This window comes from Aminobacter sp. P4_D5 (assembly GCF_056401815.1).
Genome location: NZ_JBFUIP010000130.1, coordinates 1 through 15,984 on the forward strand (window position 1 = coordinate 1; position 15,984 = coordinate 15,984).

14 protein-coding genes are annotated in these 15,984 nt (G+C 61.7%); 4 read left to right on the top strand and 10 right to left on the bottom strand.

The annotated features are described in order from the left end of the window. Positions 1-354: 354 nt before the first annotated feature. Complete coding sequence (gene glmM / locus AC1DWF_RS22675) at positions 355-1,707, bottom strand: phosphoglucosamine mutase (RefSeq protein WP_476783537.1); 1,353 nt, start codon at positions 1,705-1,707, stop codon at positions 355-357. Between the two features lie 799 nt (positions 1,708-2,506). On the opposite strand from glmM, the gene AC1DWF_RS22680 reads away from it, so the two are divergent. Then, positions 2,507-2,875 carry a hypothetical protein gene (locus tag AC1DWF_RS22680; protein WP_476783538.1) on the top strand — a complete coding sequence of 123 codons (369 nt, stop codon included), beginning with the start codon at positions 2,507-2,509 and terminating at the stop codon, positions 2,873-2,875. A gap of 138 nt (positions 2,876-3,013) precedes the next feature. Here AC1DWF_RS22680 and ftsH read toward each other — a convergent pair whose 3' ends face one another. The 9 genes from ftsH to ybgC all read right to left on the bottom strand — a co-directional run bounded on the left by ftsH (position 3,014) and on the right by ybgC (position 12,911). Beyond that, a complete protein-coding gene (gene ftsH / locus AC1DWF_RS22685) occupies positions 3,014-4,948 on the bottom strand; it encodes an ATP-dependent zinc metalloprotease FtsH (RefSeq protein WP_476842080.1) in 1,935 nt (644 codons plus the stop codon). A 110-nt stretch (positions 4,949-5,058) separates the two neighbouring features. Then, positions 5,059-6,408, bottom strand: a complete 1,350-nt coding sequence (gene tilS / locus AC1DWF_RS22690; protein ID WP_476782347.1) for a tRNA lysidine(34) synthetase TilS — start codon at positions 6,406-6,408, stop codon at positions 5,059-5,061. Continuing rightward, positions 6,402-7,442 carry a tol-pal system protein YbgF gene (gene ybgF / locus AC1DWF_RS22695; protein WP_476782348.1) on the bottom strand — a complete coding sequence of 347 codons (1,041 nt, stop codon included), beginning with the start codon at positions 7,440-7,442 and terminating at the stop codon, positions 6,402-6,404. The genes tilS and ybgF overlap by 7 nt, the downstream gene beginning before the upstream one ends. A gap of 261 nt (positions 7,443-7,703) precedes the next feature. Next, the gene (pal, locus tag AC1DWF_RS22700) at positions 7,704-8,210 is read right to left on the bottom strand and encodes a peptidoglycan-associated lipoprotein Pal (RefSeq protein WP_476782349.1); all 507 of its coding nucleotides are present in this window, start codon (positions 8,208-8,210) and stop codon (positions 7,704-7,706) included. Positions 8,211-8,544: 334 nt separating this feature from the next. Continuing rightward, positions 8,545-9,861, bottom strand: coding sequence for a Tol-Pal system beta propeller repeat protein TolB (gene tolB / locus AC1DWF_RS22705; RefSeq protein WP_476782350.1), 1,317 nt, complete (start codon positions 9,859-9,861; stop codon positions 8,545-8,547). A 36-nt stretch (positions 9,862-9,897) separates the two neighbouring features. Then, entirely contained in the window at positions 9,898-10,968 is a 1,071-nt protein-coding gene (locus AC1DWF_RS22710; RefSeq protein ID WP_476782368.1) for a hypothetical protein, read from the bottom strand. 13 nt (positions 10,969-10,981) lie between these two features. Continuing rightward, positions 10,982-11,434, bottom strand: coding sequence for a protein TolR (gene tolR, locus AC1DWF_RS22715; protein WP_476782369.1), 453 nt, complete (start codon positions 11,432-11,434; stop codon positions 10,982-10,984). A 16-nt stretch (positions 11,435-11,450) separates the two neighbouring features. Then, entirely contained in the window at positions 11,451-12,161 is a 711-nt protein-coding gene (gene tolQ / locus AC1DWF_RS22720; protein ID WP_476782351.1) for a protein TolQ, read from the bottom strand. Between the two features lie 282 nt (positions 12,162-12,443). Next, positions 12,444-12,911 (bottom strand): tol-pal system-associated acyl-CoA thioesterase, encoded by a 468-nt coding sequence (gene ybgC / locus AC1DWF_RS22725; RefSeq protein ID WP_476782352.1) that lies wholly within the window; start codon positions 12,909-12,911, stop codon positions 12,444-12,446. A 53-nt stretch (positions 12,912-12,964) separates the two neighbouring features. Here ybgC and AC1DWF_RS22730 point away from each other — a divergent pair, with 53 nt between their 5' ends. The 3 genes from AC1DWF_RS22730 to AC1DWF_RS22740 all read left to right on the top strand — a co-directional run. Continuing rightward, on the top strand, positions 12,965-14,215 hold the full coding sequence (locus AC1DWF_RS22730) for a glycoside hydrolase family 5 protein (protein ID WP_476782353.1): 1,251 nt from the start codon (positions 12,965-12,967) through the stop codon (positions 14,213-14,215). Between the two features lie 77 nt (positions 14,216-14,292). Then, on the top strand, positions 14,293-15,342 hold the full coding sequence (locus AC1DWF_RS22735) for a hypothetical protein (RefSeq protein ID WP_476782354.1): 1,050 nt from the start codon (positions 14,293-14,295) through the stop codon (positions 15,340-15,342). Between the two features lie 83 nt (positions 15,343-15,425). Further along, positions 15,426-15,984: hypothetical protein (locus tag AC1DWF_RS22740; protein WP_476842081.1), on the top strand; the 559-nt coding region annotated here is incomplete at its 3' end.

Consider the following 15,984-nt stretch of genomic DNA (forward strand, 5'->3'; position numbering starts at 1 on the left):
GATATGACCGCGCAGATACCAGCCGCCATAGACCACAGGTATCGGGTCTACGATCACCGGATCCGGCAAGTCTGCCGCGAATGCTGGCGCGGCAACGCCGGCGAGCAGCGCGGCGATAAACGCTTTCCTTCCAAAATCAAACATGCTGAAAAATCCCATCCGTGCGGACCCGCTACGCGCCCGATCATGACTAACCCGCGTGGATAATGCTTGGTATAGGTTAAGGTGCACTTAACCGTGTCGGTTAACTACGAATGCTTGCAACAACTGTTTTTTGCCAAGATGAACTGGCTTTCTCGCGCACAAAAAAGCCCGCTTGAAGCGGGCTTTTCCGATCGCTGAAGTAATCCGATGTCAGGCGGCCGTACGGGTTTCCGAAATGACGCCGACAATGTCGTTGACCACTGTCTCGACCAGCTGCGGGTCATCGCCTTCGGCCATGACGCGGATCAAAGGCTCGGTGCCCGAGGGGCGGATGACCAGGCGGCCGGTCTTGCCCAGCCGGTTGCGGCCGTCTTCGATCGCAGCCTTGACCAGTGCTTCCTCAAGCGGCTTGCCGCCGGAAAAGCGCACGTTCTTGAGCAACTGCGGCACCGGTTCGAAGGTGCGGCTCAGCTCGCTCATCGGCTTATTGGAGCGCTTGATGCAGGCCAGCACCTGCAACGCCGCCACCAGGCCGTCGCCGGTAGTCGAATAGTCGGTCAAGACGATGTGTCCCGACTGCTCGCCGCCGATGTTGAGGCCATGCGCGCGCATGTGCTCGACGACGTAACGGTCGCCGACCTTTGTGCGGTGAAGCTCGAGGTTGATGTCGCCCAGGAAGCGTTCGAGGCCGAGGTTCGACATGACCGTCGCCACCACGCCGCCACCGGCAAGGCGGCCGCTCTGCTGCCAGGATTGCGCGATCAGCGCCATGATCTGGTCGCCGTCGACGACGGTGCCGTTCTCATCGACGATGACGACGCGATCGGCGTCGCCGTCGAGCGCGATGCCGATGTCGGCGCGCACTTCATGAACCTTCTTCTGCAGGCCGGCCGGATGGGTCGAGCCGCACTCGTCGTTGATGTTGAAGCCATTGGGCTCGACATTGATGGCGATGACCTCGGCGCCGAGTTCCCACAGGGCAGCAGGGGCCACCTTGTAGGCCGCGCCATTGGCGCAGTCGACGACGATGCGCAGGCCCGACAGCGACATCGAACGGGGCAGGGTGCGCTTGGCGAATTCGATATAGCGGTCATGCACGCCGTCGACGCGCTTTGCCCGGCCAAGCCCGTCGGAATCGGCAAGCATCGCTTCGACGTCCTGGTCGAGCATCGCTTCGATGCGTTCCTCGATCTCGTCGGACAACTTGTAGCCGTCGGGGCCGAACAGCTTGATGCCGTTGTCGTGGTAGGGGTTGTGCGAGGCCGAGATCATCACGCCGATGTCGGCGCGCAGCGAACGCACCAGCATGGCGACGGCCGGCGTCGGGATCGGGCCGAGCAGGAACACGTCCATGCCGGCGGCGCACAGGCCGGCCACGAGCGCGTTCTCGATCATGTAGCCCGACAGCCGCGTGTCCTTGCCGAGCACGACGCGATGGCGGTGGTTGCCGCGCTGGAACGACAGGCCTGCGGCCATGCCGACCTTCATCGCGATCTCCGCCGTCATCGGAAATTTGTTGGCCCGTCCGCGAATGCCGTCGGTGCCGAAATAGCGTCCAGCCATGTTTAGCCTGTCCCCGTGAAGTCCACCCGCGATTGCTTTGCCACAATCAGAGGCGACCAACGCATCACATTTGGTGAGTTTATGTCACAAAACCTTATGAGCCAACAGATTGGGAATTGAACAGGTTAAATAGAGGAATTCATTTGTTGCAGAGCGAAACTCTGCTCCTTCGGCTCCATCTGATGCTGAAGGCCGGATTTCGCCTAGATCAGCCACGTGTGCCGGAAGGTAGTCCCGACAGTGGTCAGTGGACCGACGAGGGAGTGGTTCGTGTCAGTCGGCGAGTAACCGGATCTGGCCCAATTCGCGTCGGCAACCGGTGGCTCAATCCAACTCCGGCTCAGGAAGTTCGTCTAGCCACCAGCTTTGCTGAAATGAGAGCCGCCCTTCGGGATGTGCGAAAGGTGGATTCGCGATGGAAGCCCACACCTCAACTCTATGAGACGGTTGAAGGTCAGATCGCGGCAAACATGGCAATTGCCTTGCAGGCCCGCTTCCGGGTTTTCGAACTTCGAGGTACGCTTGTAGGCCCCGGACCATATGCACGTGAGTGGATTGCGGCACCTGCGACCAATCGTAGGTTGACAAGGAGCGAGCAAAACGAAGTCAACAGAATTGGGCAAACGTGGGGGTGTCATCGTTGCGGAAGCACGAATCCAGGTACTCGAAGCAGAGATTATGTGGGGGATCATCAAACTCCTAGCGCATTGGGAACACCCACAAGGATCTATCCTCACTGTCTAGGTTGCAGCCATTCGCAGGGCGGATTGGTTAGCGCGCTAAAGCCTTGGAGTGTAAAATGACAATTCATAGGCGAACCATTGCGTGTGAGTACTCAAGCTTCTATGTCGCCGGGTCCAGGGACGTTGATATCCCGATCGGCGGGGAGTTGCGGGGCATTAGGTCATCTGCTGAATGCATCAATGTATCGTGCCTGATCTTCCAGAATGGCGACATTACTGTTTCCCTTGCGGATGCAGATGAAGCCCACAGCCTCGCCAAGCCGGCATATGATGGCATGCTGGCAACACCTGCAGGCGTCGTGCTTCTGTTTGACGTCAACATGCCTGAGATACTCAGCATCACAGTTCCGGGGCGGGAGACGCGCGTGCGCATCTTGACCAATCATTCGACTGAGCCCGATGAGATAGAGATTGTTGTTGGTTAGATGCCGATCAGAATTGGGCATAGGCGGCGTGCTAGAGTGTACGTGTTGGTCAAGGAAGTGGTTGTGCTGGCTCTAGAATACAAAAAACGCCGCTGAGTTTCCTCAGCGGCGTTTTTCATTCATTCAGCGTTTGCGACCTCAGCTTGACGGCTGGGGTTCCATGCCGCCTTCGGGCTCGGAACCCTTCTTCTTGCCGCGGGTCGAGCCGGCCTTGGGCACGGCCGAGCCGCGCGAGGGCGGGGTGTCGTCGCCCATGTCGCGGGAGGGCTTGTTGCCGGCGATCAGCTGCTTGATCTCTTCGCCAGACAGCGTCTCGTATTCGAGCAGGCCTTCGGCGAGTGCGATCCAGTCCTTCTTCTTCTTGGTCAGGATCCTGCGGGCATCGTTATAGGCTTCGTCGATCAGGCGGCGCACTTCGGCGTCGATGATCTGCGCGGTCTCTTCCGAGACGTTCTGCGTCCGTGCGACCGAATGGCCGAGGAACACCTCTTCCTGGTTGTCGCCATAAGCGACATGGCCAAGCTTGTCGGAGAAGCCCCAGCGCGTGACCATGGCGCGCGCCAGCTTGGTCGCCTGCTCGATGTCGGAAGACGCACCCGAGGTGATGTTTTCCTTGCCGAACTTGAACTCCTCGGCAACGCGGCCACCCATCATGATCGCCAGACGCGAGATCATGTATTTGTAGCTCATCGAGTAGCGGTCGCCTTCCGGTAGCTGCATGACCATGCCGAGCGCACGGCCGCGCGGGATGATCGTCGCCTTGTGCAGCGGATCAGCCGACGGCACGTTGAGCGCGAGGATGGCGTGGCCGGCCTCGTGATAGGCGGTCAGCGCCTTTTCGGCCTGGGTCATGGCCGAGGAGCGGCGCTCCGCGCCCATCATGATCTTGTCCTTGGCGTCTTCGAATTCCTGCATGGTGACGAGGCGCTTGTTGCGGCGCGCCGCCATCAGGGCCGACTCGTTGACGAGGTTCATCAGGTCAGCACCCGAGAAGCCCGGCGTGCCGCGTGCGATGACCTTGAGGTCGACATTGGGCGCCAGCGGAACGTTGCGGACATGGACCTTGAGGATCTTCTCGCGGCCGWYSAYGTCGGGGTTCGGCACCACGACCTGRCGGTCGAARCGGCCSGGACGCAGCAGSGCGGGRTCRAGMACGTCGGGACGGTTGGTCGCCGCGATCAGGATGACGCTCTCRTTGGMCTCGAAGCCGTCCATCTCGACCAGCAKCTGGTTCAGCGTCTGCTCGCGTTCGTCATTGCCGCCACCGAGGCCAGCGCCGCGATGGCGGCCGACGGCGTCGATTTCGTCRATGAAGATGATGCAGGGCGCGTTCTTCTTGGCCTGCTCGAACATGTCGCGGACGCGGCTTGCACCGACGCCGACGAACATTTCGACGAAGTCCGAACCGGAGATGGTGAAGAAGGGCACATTGGCTTCGCCGGCGACCGAACGGGCAAGCAAAGTCTTGCCCGTACCGGGAGGGCCAACAAGCAGCACGCCGCGCGGGATCTTGCCGCCCAGGCGCTGGAATTTCTGCGGCTCGCGCAGGAATTCGACGATCTCTTCGAGGTCTGCCTTGGCTTCGTCGACGCCGGCGACATCACCAAAGGTGACGCGGCCATGCGCTTCGGTGAGAAGCTTAGCCTTGGACTTGCCGAAGCCCATGGCGCGGCCGGAACCGGACTGCATCTGGCGCATGAAGAAAATCCACACGCCCAGGATCAGGATCATCGGCAGCCAGGACAGCAGCACGGAGAAGATCGAGCCGGAACCGTCATTTTCAGGACGGGCGTTGATGGTGACGTTCTTCTGCTCAAGCCGCGACACCAGCGTCGGGTCGCCGGGCGAGTAGGTCTGGAAGCCGGTCGAGTTGTCGATATAGGTGCCGCTGATGCGGTCACCGGCAATCGTCACGGTCTTGACGCGGCCGGAATTCAGATCCTGGAGGAACTGCGAATAGGCCACTTCGCTCGACGCGCCGCGGGTCTGCGGGGTCTGGAACAGATTGAACAGGGCGATGAGCAGAACGGCTATAATCGCCCACAGCGCGAAGTTGCGATAGTTCGGATTCATCGAATATCCCGTTGGCGTTCGTGGGGAACGCGGATGGTGAGAGTAAGCTTGTCCCTAACATAGGCACCGGCTCCCACATTGCCAAGCACGTCCCTAAGTCTGGGTTAAGGTCAAACACCAATGTGACTATGGCATGGCGAGACCGGGATCGGGTCGGAACCGATCAACTTTTGGAGAGCCGCAGCTACGGCGAGATCGAAAGCCGGCAAGAAGCGTGCCCAAGGCGCGGTGAGCGCGACTGCATTTGTTAGAACTGCCAAGCCGACCAATGTTTGTTGACGCCGAAGTGCTGGCTCGGCCGCAAGTGCCGCCCTGACAAGACTTTGCGGCGCATTGGACGCTTGTGACATGACCGAGGCGGCGGAAAAACCTAGCGGCGCCACGGTCAATTCTGTTTTGTCGTCGGTTGGCGAAAGCCTGTGGCGGCCGTCCCAGATGCCAGCCGCCAGCGGCATTGTCTGCGGCAATCCGCGCCCTTCGCGCAGCAGGAAAATTCCACTGCTGCGCGCATCGATGAGTGCGCGCGACAATGTGGCGCGGGCCGGTTTTGCTTGCGTCGAATTGCTGGTCAGGCGCGCCAGCAGGTTCTGTACCCGCGCCTCGTCGGGCAAATGCGCCATGCCTCCGGCCACGGAAATGAGGATGCGCAGCGCGTAAGCCGCCGCATCGCTGTCGGGCGCTTGCGTAAATGCCGGGTCGAGGCGCAGCAGGCCAGGTGCTGCGCGGCTCGCGTGTTCGGTGATCAGGCTTGCCGCGCGCGCGCCAAGGTCGGTTCGCCCAGCACCCGCCCGCCGTGCCTCGATCAGCGCGTTTTCAATGCGCAGATCGCCGCTCTCGCTCAGCGACAGCCGCATGCGCGGCCGCTCATAAGCCTCGTTGGTGTTGGTCGGGTCGTCGAGCCAGCCTGTGCCGAGTGCCCTGAGCACCTCACGCAGTCTTTCGCGGCGCTGGCCAAGTAGGGGGCGGGCGATCCAGATATCGCCGCAAAACAGTGTTGCACGTGCCATGCCGGCACTGCCACGGCCGGTCCCGCGCGTGCCTCGCATCAGGACTGTTTCAGCCTGATCGTCGGCGGTGTGGCCGGTGACGACGATCGTTGCACCCGCCTCGCGGGCGGCCTGAGCCAGCAGATCGTAGCGCGCGTCCCGCGCCGCGGCCGGGATGCCGGTAGACGGCTTGTCGCCGGTCCAGCACATCGTCCGGTGGCTGACACCGTGGCGTGCGCAGAGCTGCGCCACCTGATCGGCCTCGGCGTCTGAACCGGCCCGCAGCACGTGGTCGACGGTAACCGCCAAAAGCCGCGTCAAGGGCGCGTGCCGCTCGAGATGGGATTTGAGAAGAAGAAGGAGGGCAGTCGAGTCGCTGCCGCCGGAAACCGCTGCGACGACTATTTTGTGCGAGGCAAAATCGAACTCGGAAAAGTCTTGAAAAAAATCGGCGTCGATCGGCTGCGTCAGCACGCGGCGAGAGCCCGTTCCTGCTTGACCCGCTCCTTGATCGCTCCAGAGGCGTCGGGATAACGCTTGCCGATCTCGCTGAAGGTGGCGCAAGCGACGTCGCGCTGCTTCAGGCCGGCCAGTGAAACGCCGAGCTTGAGCATCATTTCAGGGGCCTTCTTGGACTTTGGATATGCCTTGCTGGCAGCAAGGAAGATTTCGGCCGCGTCGCGATATTTCTTTTGTCCAAGCAGCGACTCGCCGAGCCAGAAACGGGCGTCGGCCGTCTTGGGGTCGTTGGGGAAGCGCGAGATATGGTCGCGAAAACCCTGCTCGGCGGTGGTGTAGTCGCCCGAAAGCACGAACTGGTAGGAGTTGCGGTAAAGCTCGTTGGGGTCGTTGGTGTCAGGCAATGCGGCAACGGCGGTGCCATTGGCCTTTGGCTGCGCCGCGACAGGCGCCTTCGGCTGCGCTGGTGCTGCGGCCTGAGGGTTGGAGGAATCGGACACCACGTTGCCATTGGCATCGACAGTGATGGTGCCGAATGTTGTCGGTGGCGTGCCCGTGCCACCGGCACCAGGCTCGCCGGTACCAGATTCAACGATCACGTCTTCGACGGAGTGCCCGCCAGCGGCGGGCGCTGAGGCCGTGGCAGCCTGCGTCCCGCCGGGTTGAGGCGCCGTGGGCGCCTCAACGATCGAGCTGTTGGTCTTGCCGGAAGCATCGGACTTCTTTTGTCCGCCACCTTCGAGCTCCTGGAAGCGGAACTCGTTGTCTTCCTGCATTTTCCGCAACTGCTCCTGCATCTGCAGGATCTGGAAGTTCAATTCCTCGATGCTGCCATTGAGCTTGCGGATTTGTTCTTCGAGTGCGGCGACGCGCGGGTCGCCGGCCTGGGCAAGCTGGATCGTGCCCTCATTGCTCTGGGTCTTGCTGCCGAATACGCCCGGCAGGCCGATCTTTGGGAAATCGATGCCGAAACCGTCACGCGCATGCGCTGTGGCCGCGGACAAAAGGAAGATGGCAAGCGTGCCACTCAGGATTGATCGAAAATGCATTAGCCTCTCGCCGTGGAAGAGAATGGGTTGCTTTGCGCCGATGCGCTCTCGTCATTTATCAGGACGCGAGACTTCGGCCAAATTTTGTTTCGAGCTTGCAGATAAGCAAAAGGCGGCCCGAAGACCGCCTTTTGTTCAACTCTGTGGCTTTTAGAGCATGATCCCGAAAAGTGGGCACCGGTTTTCGGACAAGATCATGCTCCAACAAAGAAGATAGAGCCCCATGCCGATTCAATCGGAATGGAACAGGCTCTAGGCCGCTTAGCTGCCGGCACCGGAGAGTGTGGTGACAGCACGACGGTTCTGCGACCAGCAGGAGATGTCGTCGCAAACCGCGACCGGACGTTCCTTGCCGTAGGAGATCGTCTTGAGACGCTTGGCCGGAACGCCCTGCGAGATCAGGTAATCGCGGGCAGCTGCGGCACGACGAGCGCCGAGTGCAAGGTTGTATTCGCGGGTGCCGCGTTCGTCGGCATGGCCTTCGACAACGACAGCGTACTGGCTGTACTTGCCGAGCCACTGGGCCTGACGGGCTAGAATGCCCTGCGCATCGGCGCGAACCGACGACGAGTCGGTATCGAAGAAGATACGGTCGCCGACATTGACGGTGAAGTCCTGCGCCGAACCCGGGGTCGCTGCGCCGGCGCCACCGAGGCCGAGATCGGCCGCGCTGTTAGGGGTTTTCTTCGAGGCGCAGCCGGCAATCGCCAGCGAGGCGACCAGGGCCACGACCACGGGGTTGGTTGCAAATTTTGCGATCTGGCGCATCCCGCCTCTCCTTCGCATTCGAGTGATTTCGTTGAACATCCAGTAACCACGTTGCGGTTAACCGGCATTCAAGAAACGTGGTTAAAATTTCGTTGCCACTTGCCTCTCGCGTCCGCGCAATATGGCAGTCGTCCAACATGTACTTCGCGGCGCACCGTAGGCGGAAATACGGCGGAAAGGCGGCATCATTGGGCAAATGACGCCGCCTGGCCGATTGGTCGCGCCTTTCGGGGAAAGGTTAATGGCCATGGTTGCAAAAACGCCGCGCGTCGATTCCGAAGCGCGGCGTTTCATCCATTTCCCGAAAGCCGATCCGGGTTTTCAGCCCGATGCGTTAATCCAGCAGCGGCGACCAGGCCGGGTCCGAAGCGAAGCCCGCAGTCGGGATTGCCTGCTCGTTGCGGCCGGTGAGATCCACCGAATAGAGCTTGGGACCACCGCCGCCGGGCTGATCGCGGAAGAACATGACCACACGGCCGTTGGGCGCCCAGGTCGGGCCTTCCTGCTGGTAGCCGGTCGACAGAATGCGCTCGCCCGAGCCGTCGGTCTTCATCACGCCGATCTGGAACTGGCCGCCGGACTGCTTGGTGAAGGCGATCAGATCACCGCGCGGCGACCAAACCGGGGTCGAATAGGTGCCGTCGCCGAAAGAGACGCGGGTCTGGCCCGAGCCGTCCGCACCCATGACGTAGATCTGGGCACGACCGCCACGGTCGGAGGTGAACACCACCTTGGAACCGTCAGGCGAATAGGAGGGCGAGGTGTCGATGGCGCTTGAGTTGGTCAGGCGCGTGGTGGTGCGGCTGCGCAGGTCCATCGAGAAGATGTTGGAATTGCCGTCGTCGCGCAGCAGGCTCATGATCACCTTCTGGCCGTCGGGCGAAAAGCGCGGGGCAAAGGTCATGCCGGGGAAATTGCCGACGAGTTCGCGCTGGCCGGTCTCGATCTGCAGGAGATAGACCTGCGGCTGGCCGCTCTCATAGGACATGTAGGTGATTTCCTGACGCGTCGGCGAGAAGCGCGGCGTCATCGCCATCGAGCGGCCGTCGGAGAGGTAACGCACATTGGCGCCGTCCTGGTCCATGATGGCGAGGCGCTTCTTGCGCGCGGTCTTGGCGCCCGATTCGTCGATGAACACGACGCGGGTGTCGAAATAGCCCTTTTCGCCGGTCAGACGCTCATAGATGGCGTCGGCGATGATGTGGGCGATGCGGCGCGAATTGGTCTTGTTGGCGAAGAACTGCTCACCGGCGAGCTGCTGGCCGGCAAAGGTGTCCCACAGCCGGAACTCGGCCTTGAGCCTGCCGTCTGCTTCCTGGCTGACGCGACCTGTCACCAGCGCCTGGGCGTTGATGACCTTCCAGTCCTCGAAGCGCGGCGCGACATCGGGATTGGAGATTTTTTCGATGAAGGCGCCCTTGTTGATCGGCGCAAACAGGCCCGAGCGCTGCAGATCAGCGGCAACGATGCCGGCGATCTCGGCGCCCATCGCATCGCCCGACAGGAAGTCGGTGATGGCGATCGGCAACGGCTCGACATTGCCCTTGTTGACGTCGATCTCGACCAGCGCGCGTGCGGGCAAGGTTGCAAAGGCGGTCATGCCGCTCGCCATGGCGCTGATCAAAAGGATCGCTCTGATTACATGCTTCATTAGATAGGCCTCTTAGTTCCGGATGAGCGGGGGCGCTCAGAACATCTCGCTCGGGTCGAAATTGACAATGACTTGATCCCAGCCGCCCGCATATTTGTCAGCGGGCAGGTTGTAGGGCGCGCACTGAAGCACGGCGCGGCGTGCCGATTCAGCGGCAGCGCGCTCGATACCGGCCGAACCGCCGCCGGAAATGATCTCCGGTCGGCCCTCGATCTCGCCGGTGGGGGTCAGTTTGAACTGCACGGAAACCTTGAGGCCGCCGCCGTCCATGGCGCCCGCCGGCACGTTCCAGCAGCGCTGGACCTGACCGCGAAGCGCGTCCATCTCGCTCTGGCTCAGCTTGTTGCCGCCGGTGTCCTTCTTGCCGCCCAGCGCGGCCTGATCGGTCGAGCGCTTGGCGCCGCCACCGGAAGGCTTTTGCTTGTTGAGCAAGGCTGCGACCTCGTCGGCGTTGAATTCCTTCTCTTCCGACTTCGGCTTGGACGAAGCTTGCTGGGTCTGCTTGTCGTCCTGCTTACGGTCCGGCGTCTTAGCCGTCTGCGCCTGGGGCGGCTGCGGCTTTGCTTCGGGCGAGGGTGCGTTTTCGGGCAGCTTGACGGCTTCGGCCTCGGCCTGGTCAGAGACGATCGTCTCGGCCACCGGGTCGGGCTTGACCTCTTGTTTGGGTTGCGGCTGCGGCGTCACCTCGGTTGCCGGAACGGGCACGGGCTTGGGCTCGGCCTGCTTGGCGGGCTCGGGCTTGGGCTGCTCGACCGGCGTCGGTTTCGGCTCGGGCTTGGGCGAGGGCGGTGGGGCCGCCGCAACGTCGACTTCCTTTTGCGTCGGTTCGGGCGTCGGCGGCTTGTCGCTGTCGGTCTTGTTGTCGCCGACGTTCTGGGCGTTGGGCACGATGTCTGGCCGGCTCGTCGGCTTCGGCGCCGGCTTTTCACTCGCCGGGGCTTTCTTGTCGCCCTTCTGGATCTGGGTGATCGATTCCACCGGCACGATGTCGACCGGGAACGCCTCGACGTCGGCGACTTCGAGGGCGCTCGGCGCCGACAGGGTGAACAGGCCGAAACCCAGCACCGCTGCATGCAAAACCACAGATGTCGTGAGGCCGGCCTTCATCTTCATTTGGGGACTACTGGCTCTGTTCCTGAAGGGTGACGAGGCCGATCTTGTTGTAACCGGCAGCCTGGATGCGGGCCATGACCTTCATCACCGTGCCATAGTCGGCGGTCTTGTCGCCGCGCACATAGATGCGTTCCTCGTAGCCGGCCTTGGCGATGGCGCCGAGCTTCGCAACCACTTCCTCAAGCGGAATCTCGGTCTCCTGGATATGGATTTGGCCGGCCTCGTTGATGGAAATGGTGATCGGCTGCGTTTCCGAATTCAGCGCCTTGGCCTGGGTTTCGGGCAGGTCGATCGGCACGCCCACCGTCATCAGCGGGGCCGCCACCATGAAGATGATGAGCAGCACCAGCATGACGTCGACGAAGGGCGTGACGTTGATTTCGGACATCAGGCCGTGATGGCGGCCGCGCCGCCGGTGGCCGCGTGAACCGCGACCGGAGCCGCCCGCGCTGACTGACATACCCATAGTCTACTCCTCAGGCCCGCTGCGCGACTTTTTCATCGATTTGGCGCGAGAGTATGGCGGAGAACTCGTCGGCGAATCCTTCCATCCGGACTGCGATCTTGCCGGCATCGGATGACAGCTTGTTGTAGGCGATGACGGCCGGGATGGCGGCGAGCAGGCCGATGGCCGTTGCCAGAAGCGCCTCGGCGATGCCGGGGGCGACGACCGCGAGGTTGGTCGATTTCGAGCCGGCGATGGCCTGGAACGAGGTCATGATGCCGACGACGGTGCCAAACAGGCCGATGAAGGGTGCGGCCGAACCGATGGTGGCGAGGAAGCCGAGCCGGCCTTCCAGCCGCTCCATTTCGCGCGTCAGCGCCAGGTCCATCGCCTTGTCGATGCGGGTCTGCAGCGCCAGCGGCGACTTGGCGCCCTTTTCGAAGCTCTTTTTCCATTCCTTCATGGCGGCGACGAAGATCGCGCTCATGCCGGTGGTCTTGCGGTCGGAAAGGTTGCGGTAGAGTTCTTCCAGCGACTGGCCCGACCAGAAAATCTGTTCGAAGCGCGTCAGGGCCGCGCGCATGCGGTTGTAGGCAACCAGCTTGTCGACGATGATCGCCCAGGTCCACACCGAAGCGCCGAGCAGGCCCAGCATCACCAGCTTGACCACCCAGCCTGCCTGCCAGAACAGCGCCCAAATCGACAATTCCGCGCCGGCATGGGCGAGAGGTAGAGTTTCCATCTTGTAACAGTCCTTAAGATTTCCGGGCCTGGCTTGTGGCTAGCCCTTGCGCATCATCCCATCGTGGTCCGTTCGCGCGATGCTTCCGGAAGTGCCCCAAAATGCGCCTTTTCGGCCTTTTCGGGGCGAAATTTGGTGAAAGGAAGGCCGCTCGGAATCCTTACGACTTTCACTGCTCCCTTAATGGGCCGTTATGGTTAAGGATGGGTTAGGAAGTGAGGCACTGCGCGCTATCGCAACGTTGGGTTTGCTCGCTTGAGGGATCTGGTAACGCGACTGTGTTCACGCTTTCGGCATGAAGGCGTCGATCCACTCTTTTGGAAAGCGCCTCGGGCGCCCGTTCTCGCCGATGATCGCGGCTTCCACGCGCGCTTCCACCAGCACGTCTTCGCCGCGCTTGAGCTGCTGCGCCATGGTGATCCGGGCGCCCGAAATCTCCACCGTGCGGGTTTCGATGGTCAAAACGTCGTCGATCTTGGCCGAGCCGCGGAAATCGATCTCCATGCGGCGCACGATCCAGACGATCTTTTCGCCATGCTTGCCGTCGGCGAGTTCGGTGTGATGGACGCCGGCGAGCCTGAGGAAGTCCGAGCGGCCGCGCTCGAAGAATTCGAGATAACGCGCGTGGTAGACGACACCGGAAAAGTCGGTGTCGGCATAATAGACCCGCGCCATCAGCCGATGGCCGAACGGCGTCAATGCGCCGGCAAGGCCGGCAGCCAGCGCGTCGAATTCACCATGATCGGCCATGGGGCTTTCCTTTTTCCGGGCTTTTGGGCACCAGTCTTGTCCGTAAAAACCGGATGGCAGCAATAATGGCGATGATCAAGACCTGTCTGACGGCRCTGCTGATGCTGGTCGTGCCGGTTGCCTCAGTCAGTGCCGCCAGCTTTTCGATGAAACGCGGCATCAATCTCGACATCTGGGAGACCTGGCCCCGCGAAGACAAGTGGGGCAACCCGGATGTGATCCTGCCATTTCCCGAATGGCGCAAGCGGCTCGGCGAAAGCGACCTGAAGGCGCTCAAGGACACTGGCTTCGACGTCATACGCATTCCCGTCGACCCCTCGGTGTTCCTGTCCGACAAGACCGAGGCGCTGCGCGGCCAGCTGCTCGAAAGCGTTCTTCAGTCGGCCCGGCTCGTCAATGCCGCCGGTCTCAAGGCGGTTGTCGACCTTCATCTCATTTCGGCTGCTGGCAACGGCCAGATCGGCATGGCCGAGGTGATGGACGACCCGGTAAATTTTGATCGCTATGTCGAACTGGTCCGCCAGATGGCGCTCACTTTGTCGAAGGAAGACCCGACCCAGGTGGCGTTCGAACTGATGAACGAGCCGGTGGTCGATTGCGAGCCGACCGAGCCGAAACTCTGGCCCGAGCGTCTCAAACGCCTTTACGCCGCCGCGCGCGCCTCGGCGACCCGGCTGACCTTGATCCTCTCAGGAAGTTGCTGGGGCAGTTCCGAGGGCCTCGCCGGGCTCGACCCCAGGGATATTCCCGACGACAATGTCATCTGGACCTTCCATTCCTACCAGCCTTTCCTGCTCACCCATCAGGGCGCCACCTGGGCCGGCGATTTCATTCCCTACGTCACCGGGCTGCCCTATCCGCTCTATGCCGCGCCGCGCGCCGAACTCGACGCGGCCCTCGACAAGGTGAGGGCGAAGATCAAGGCCGAAGCGCCTTTGCTGCGCCGTCCCGGCATGCTCGCTTATCTCGATGAGCAGGTGGCGCTCATCGACAGCAAGGAAAAACTCGAAGCCGAACTCGACGCGCCGTTCAGCCGGGTCGCCGACTGGGCCAGGAAAAACGGTATTTCGCCCGAAAACATCTATCTCGGCGAGTTCGGCATGATCCGCCAGGAATACAACAATCCGAACGTCATGCCCGGCGCCTGGCGTGCGGCCTATGTCGCCGACATGATCGGACGTGCTGAAGCGCACGGCTTTGCCTGGTCGATCTGGGGCTATGGCGGCGCCTTCGGCATCGTCGACGAATTTGAGGGACGCAAGGCTGAGCCAGACGTGCTGGGGGTGGTCAGAGGGCTGGAGTGACGTACAACCCATTCTACAATCATTGATTGTAGGAATAATTTCTTGTACTATCGCCTTGAACTGGCGATGGGACAGCAATGACCAACACAAACGATGAAGAGACGGCGCTGAGAAAGTTCAAGGCCAGGCATATTGGCCTCGATCTGGACATCAAACTTATTCGCCTCCGCCTGAAGGCCGGGTTTAATCCCAGCCAGCCCCGCGTTCCTGCCGGAGATTCCGACGGCGGCCAGTGGACAGACAGTGGTGGCAGTGCCGGTCGTGGGCAGCCTGATGGCAACCGGACCGGACAGCGGACATCACCGACCAAAACACCCGGCAGAAGTGCCACGGCCTCGCTGTCTGCCAAGCCGGCCGCTGATCAAGCGCGTGTGGCGACACGTGTCGGTCCGCGCCACAGCCCAGAACGTCCGCACGTCAGACACACGGTAAGCCTTACCGGCGGGCGACGGGTCGTATTCCAGACCGAGGGTGCGACCCAAACCGTGCTGGATGGCGCCGGCAACCCGATCAGCAAGGCGGTGTGGACGCCGAAAGGGCCGATGTCCTTGCCGGTGATCCAGCGCATCAACGCGCCGGTCGCCCGTCAGGCATTCGACGCGGGGCGACAGCTCTACAACCACCTTTCAGCTGGCAATACGCGGGATCAGAGGGCGTGCCTCGCCTTTACGGCCAAGGAATTTCGACCGAGCAGGTCAATACTGCAAAGTTTAAGCTTCGTCGGCATGCTTTCCCGGGCGGAGACGGAGTCGGTCTGCACCAAGCTCGAGCTCGTCCAGAGCCTTTCGAATGAAGCCATGTCAGAGGCCAAGCTGGCCGGGTCATATTCAAACGCCACGATATTTGGAACAGCTGTTCATACAAGACTGCGCCGGAAGATTCTGAAACTCGAAGATACGACTTTGAAGGCGGAAGTTTCACTTCTTAAGAAGATCGAGGAAGCCCCGCTGGATTTCAGTGCAGTCCGTGTCGATGTGCTCGAAGATCGCGGCTTTGGACCAATTTGCGTCTACGACCTCAAGACCGGACGCAGGGGGCTCAGCAGCGCGCGAACAATCGAGTTTGCTACACGCTTGCTTGGCTATGGACGCCCCATCATTGTTATCGAGGTGAGGCCCTACGAATGAGTTCGTCACAGCTGATCAAGAGACATCTCGCACCGTTGTTCGCGCGCCATCCGGATTTGGTAGCTGCGGGAAGGTGGATCGTCATGAAGCCGATCCGGCACGTAATGCGCGGTATCGTGCTCACCACTTGGAGCAAGGGCGAATACTTTCTGCCCCAATGGGCAGTTACCCATTTCTGCGAGCCTGTTGGGCACTTCCCTCTCAACTGGGGCGACCGCATCTATCGCGACAGCCCGGGCCTGTGGCTGTGGGACGATCCGGCCATGCCGGATTACTTCATGAGCAAGATCGAGCGTGACATCCTCCCACTTTTTCGCAGCGTCGAAACGCTTGACGATTTGGTCGCCTACCTCGCCACCAAGCCCATTCCCCATCGTGACTTCGAGATCGACGAGTTGCGCGGTCTGTCGCTGCATGCAGCGCGCGGCGATCTCGACACGGCGCGCGCCAAACTTGACGATCTCAGGCATGGCCGTTCTTGGTGGTGTCAGCCCGGCTTTGCCGAACCGGAGGTGGCGTCTGTCGTCGATGCGCTCGGGCCGTTGCTCGACAAGGGAGACCGGGCCGGCATACCTCGCCAGCTCGCCGCGTGGGAAGCGATGCGCATCGCCAAACTGCCGAAGGGTTTTGCCAAGATCTGGC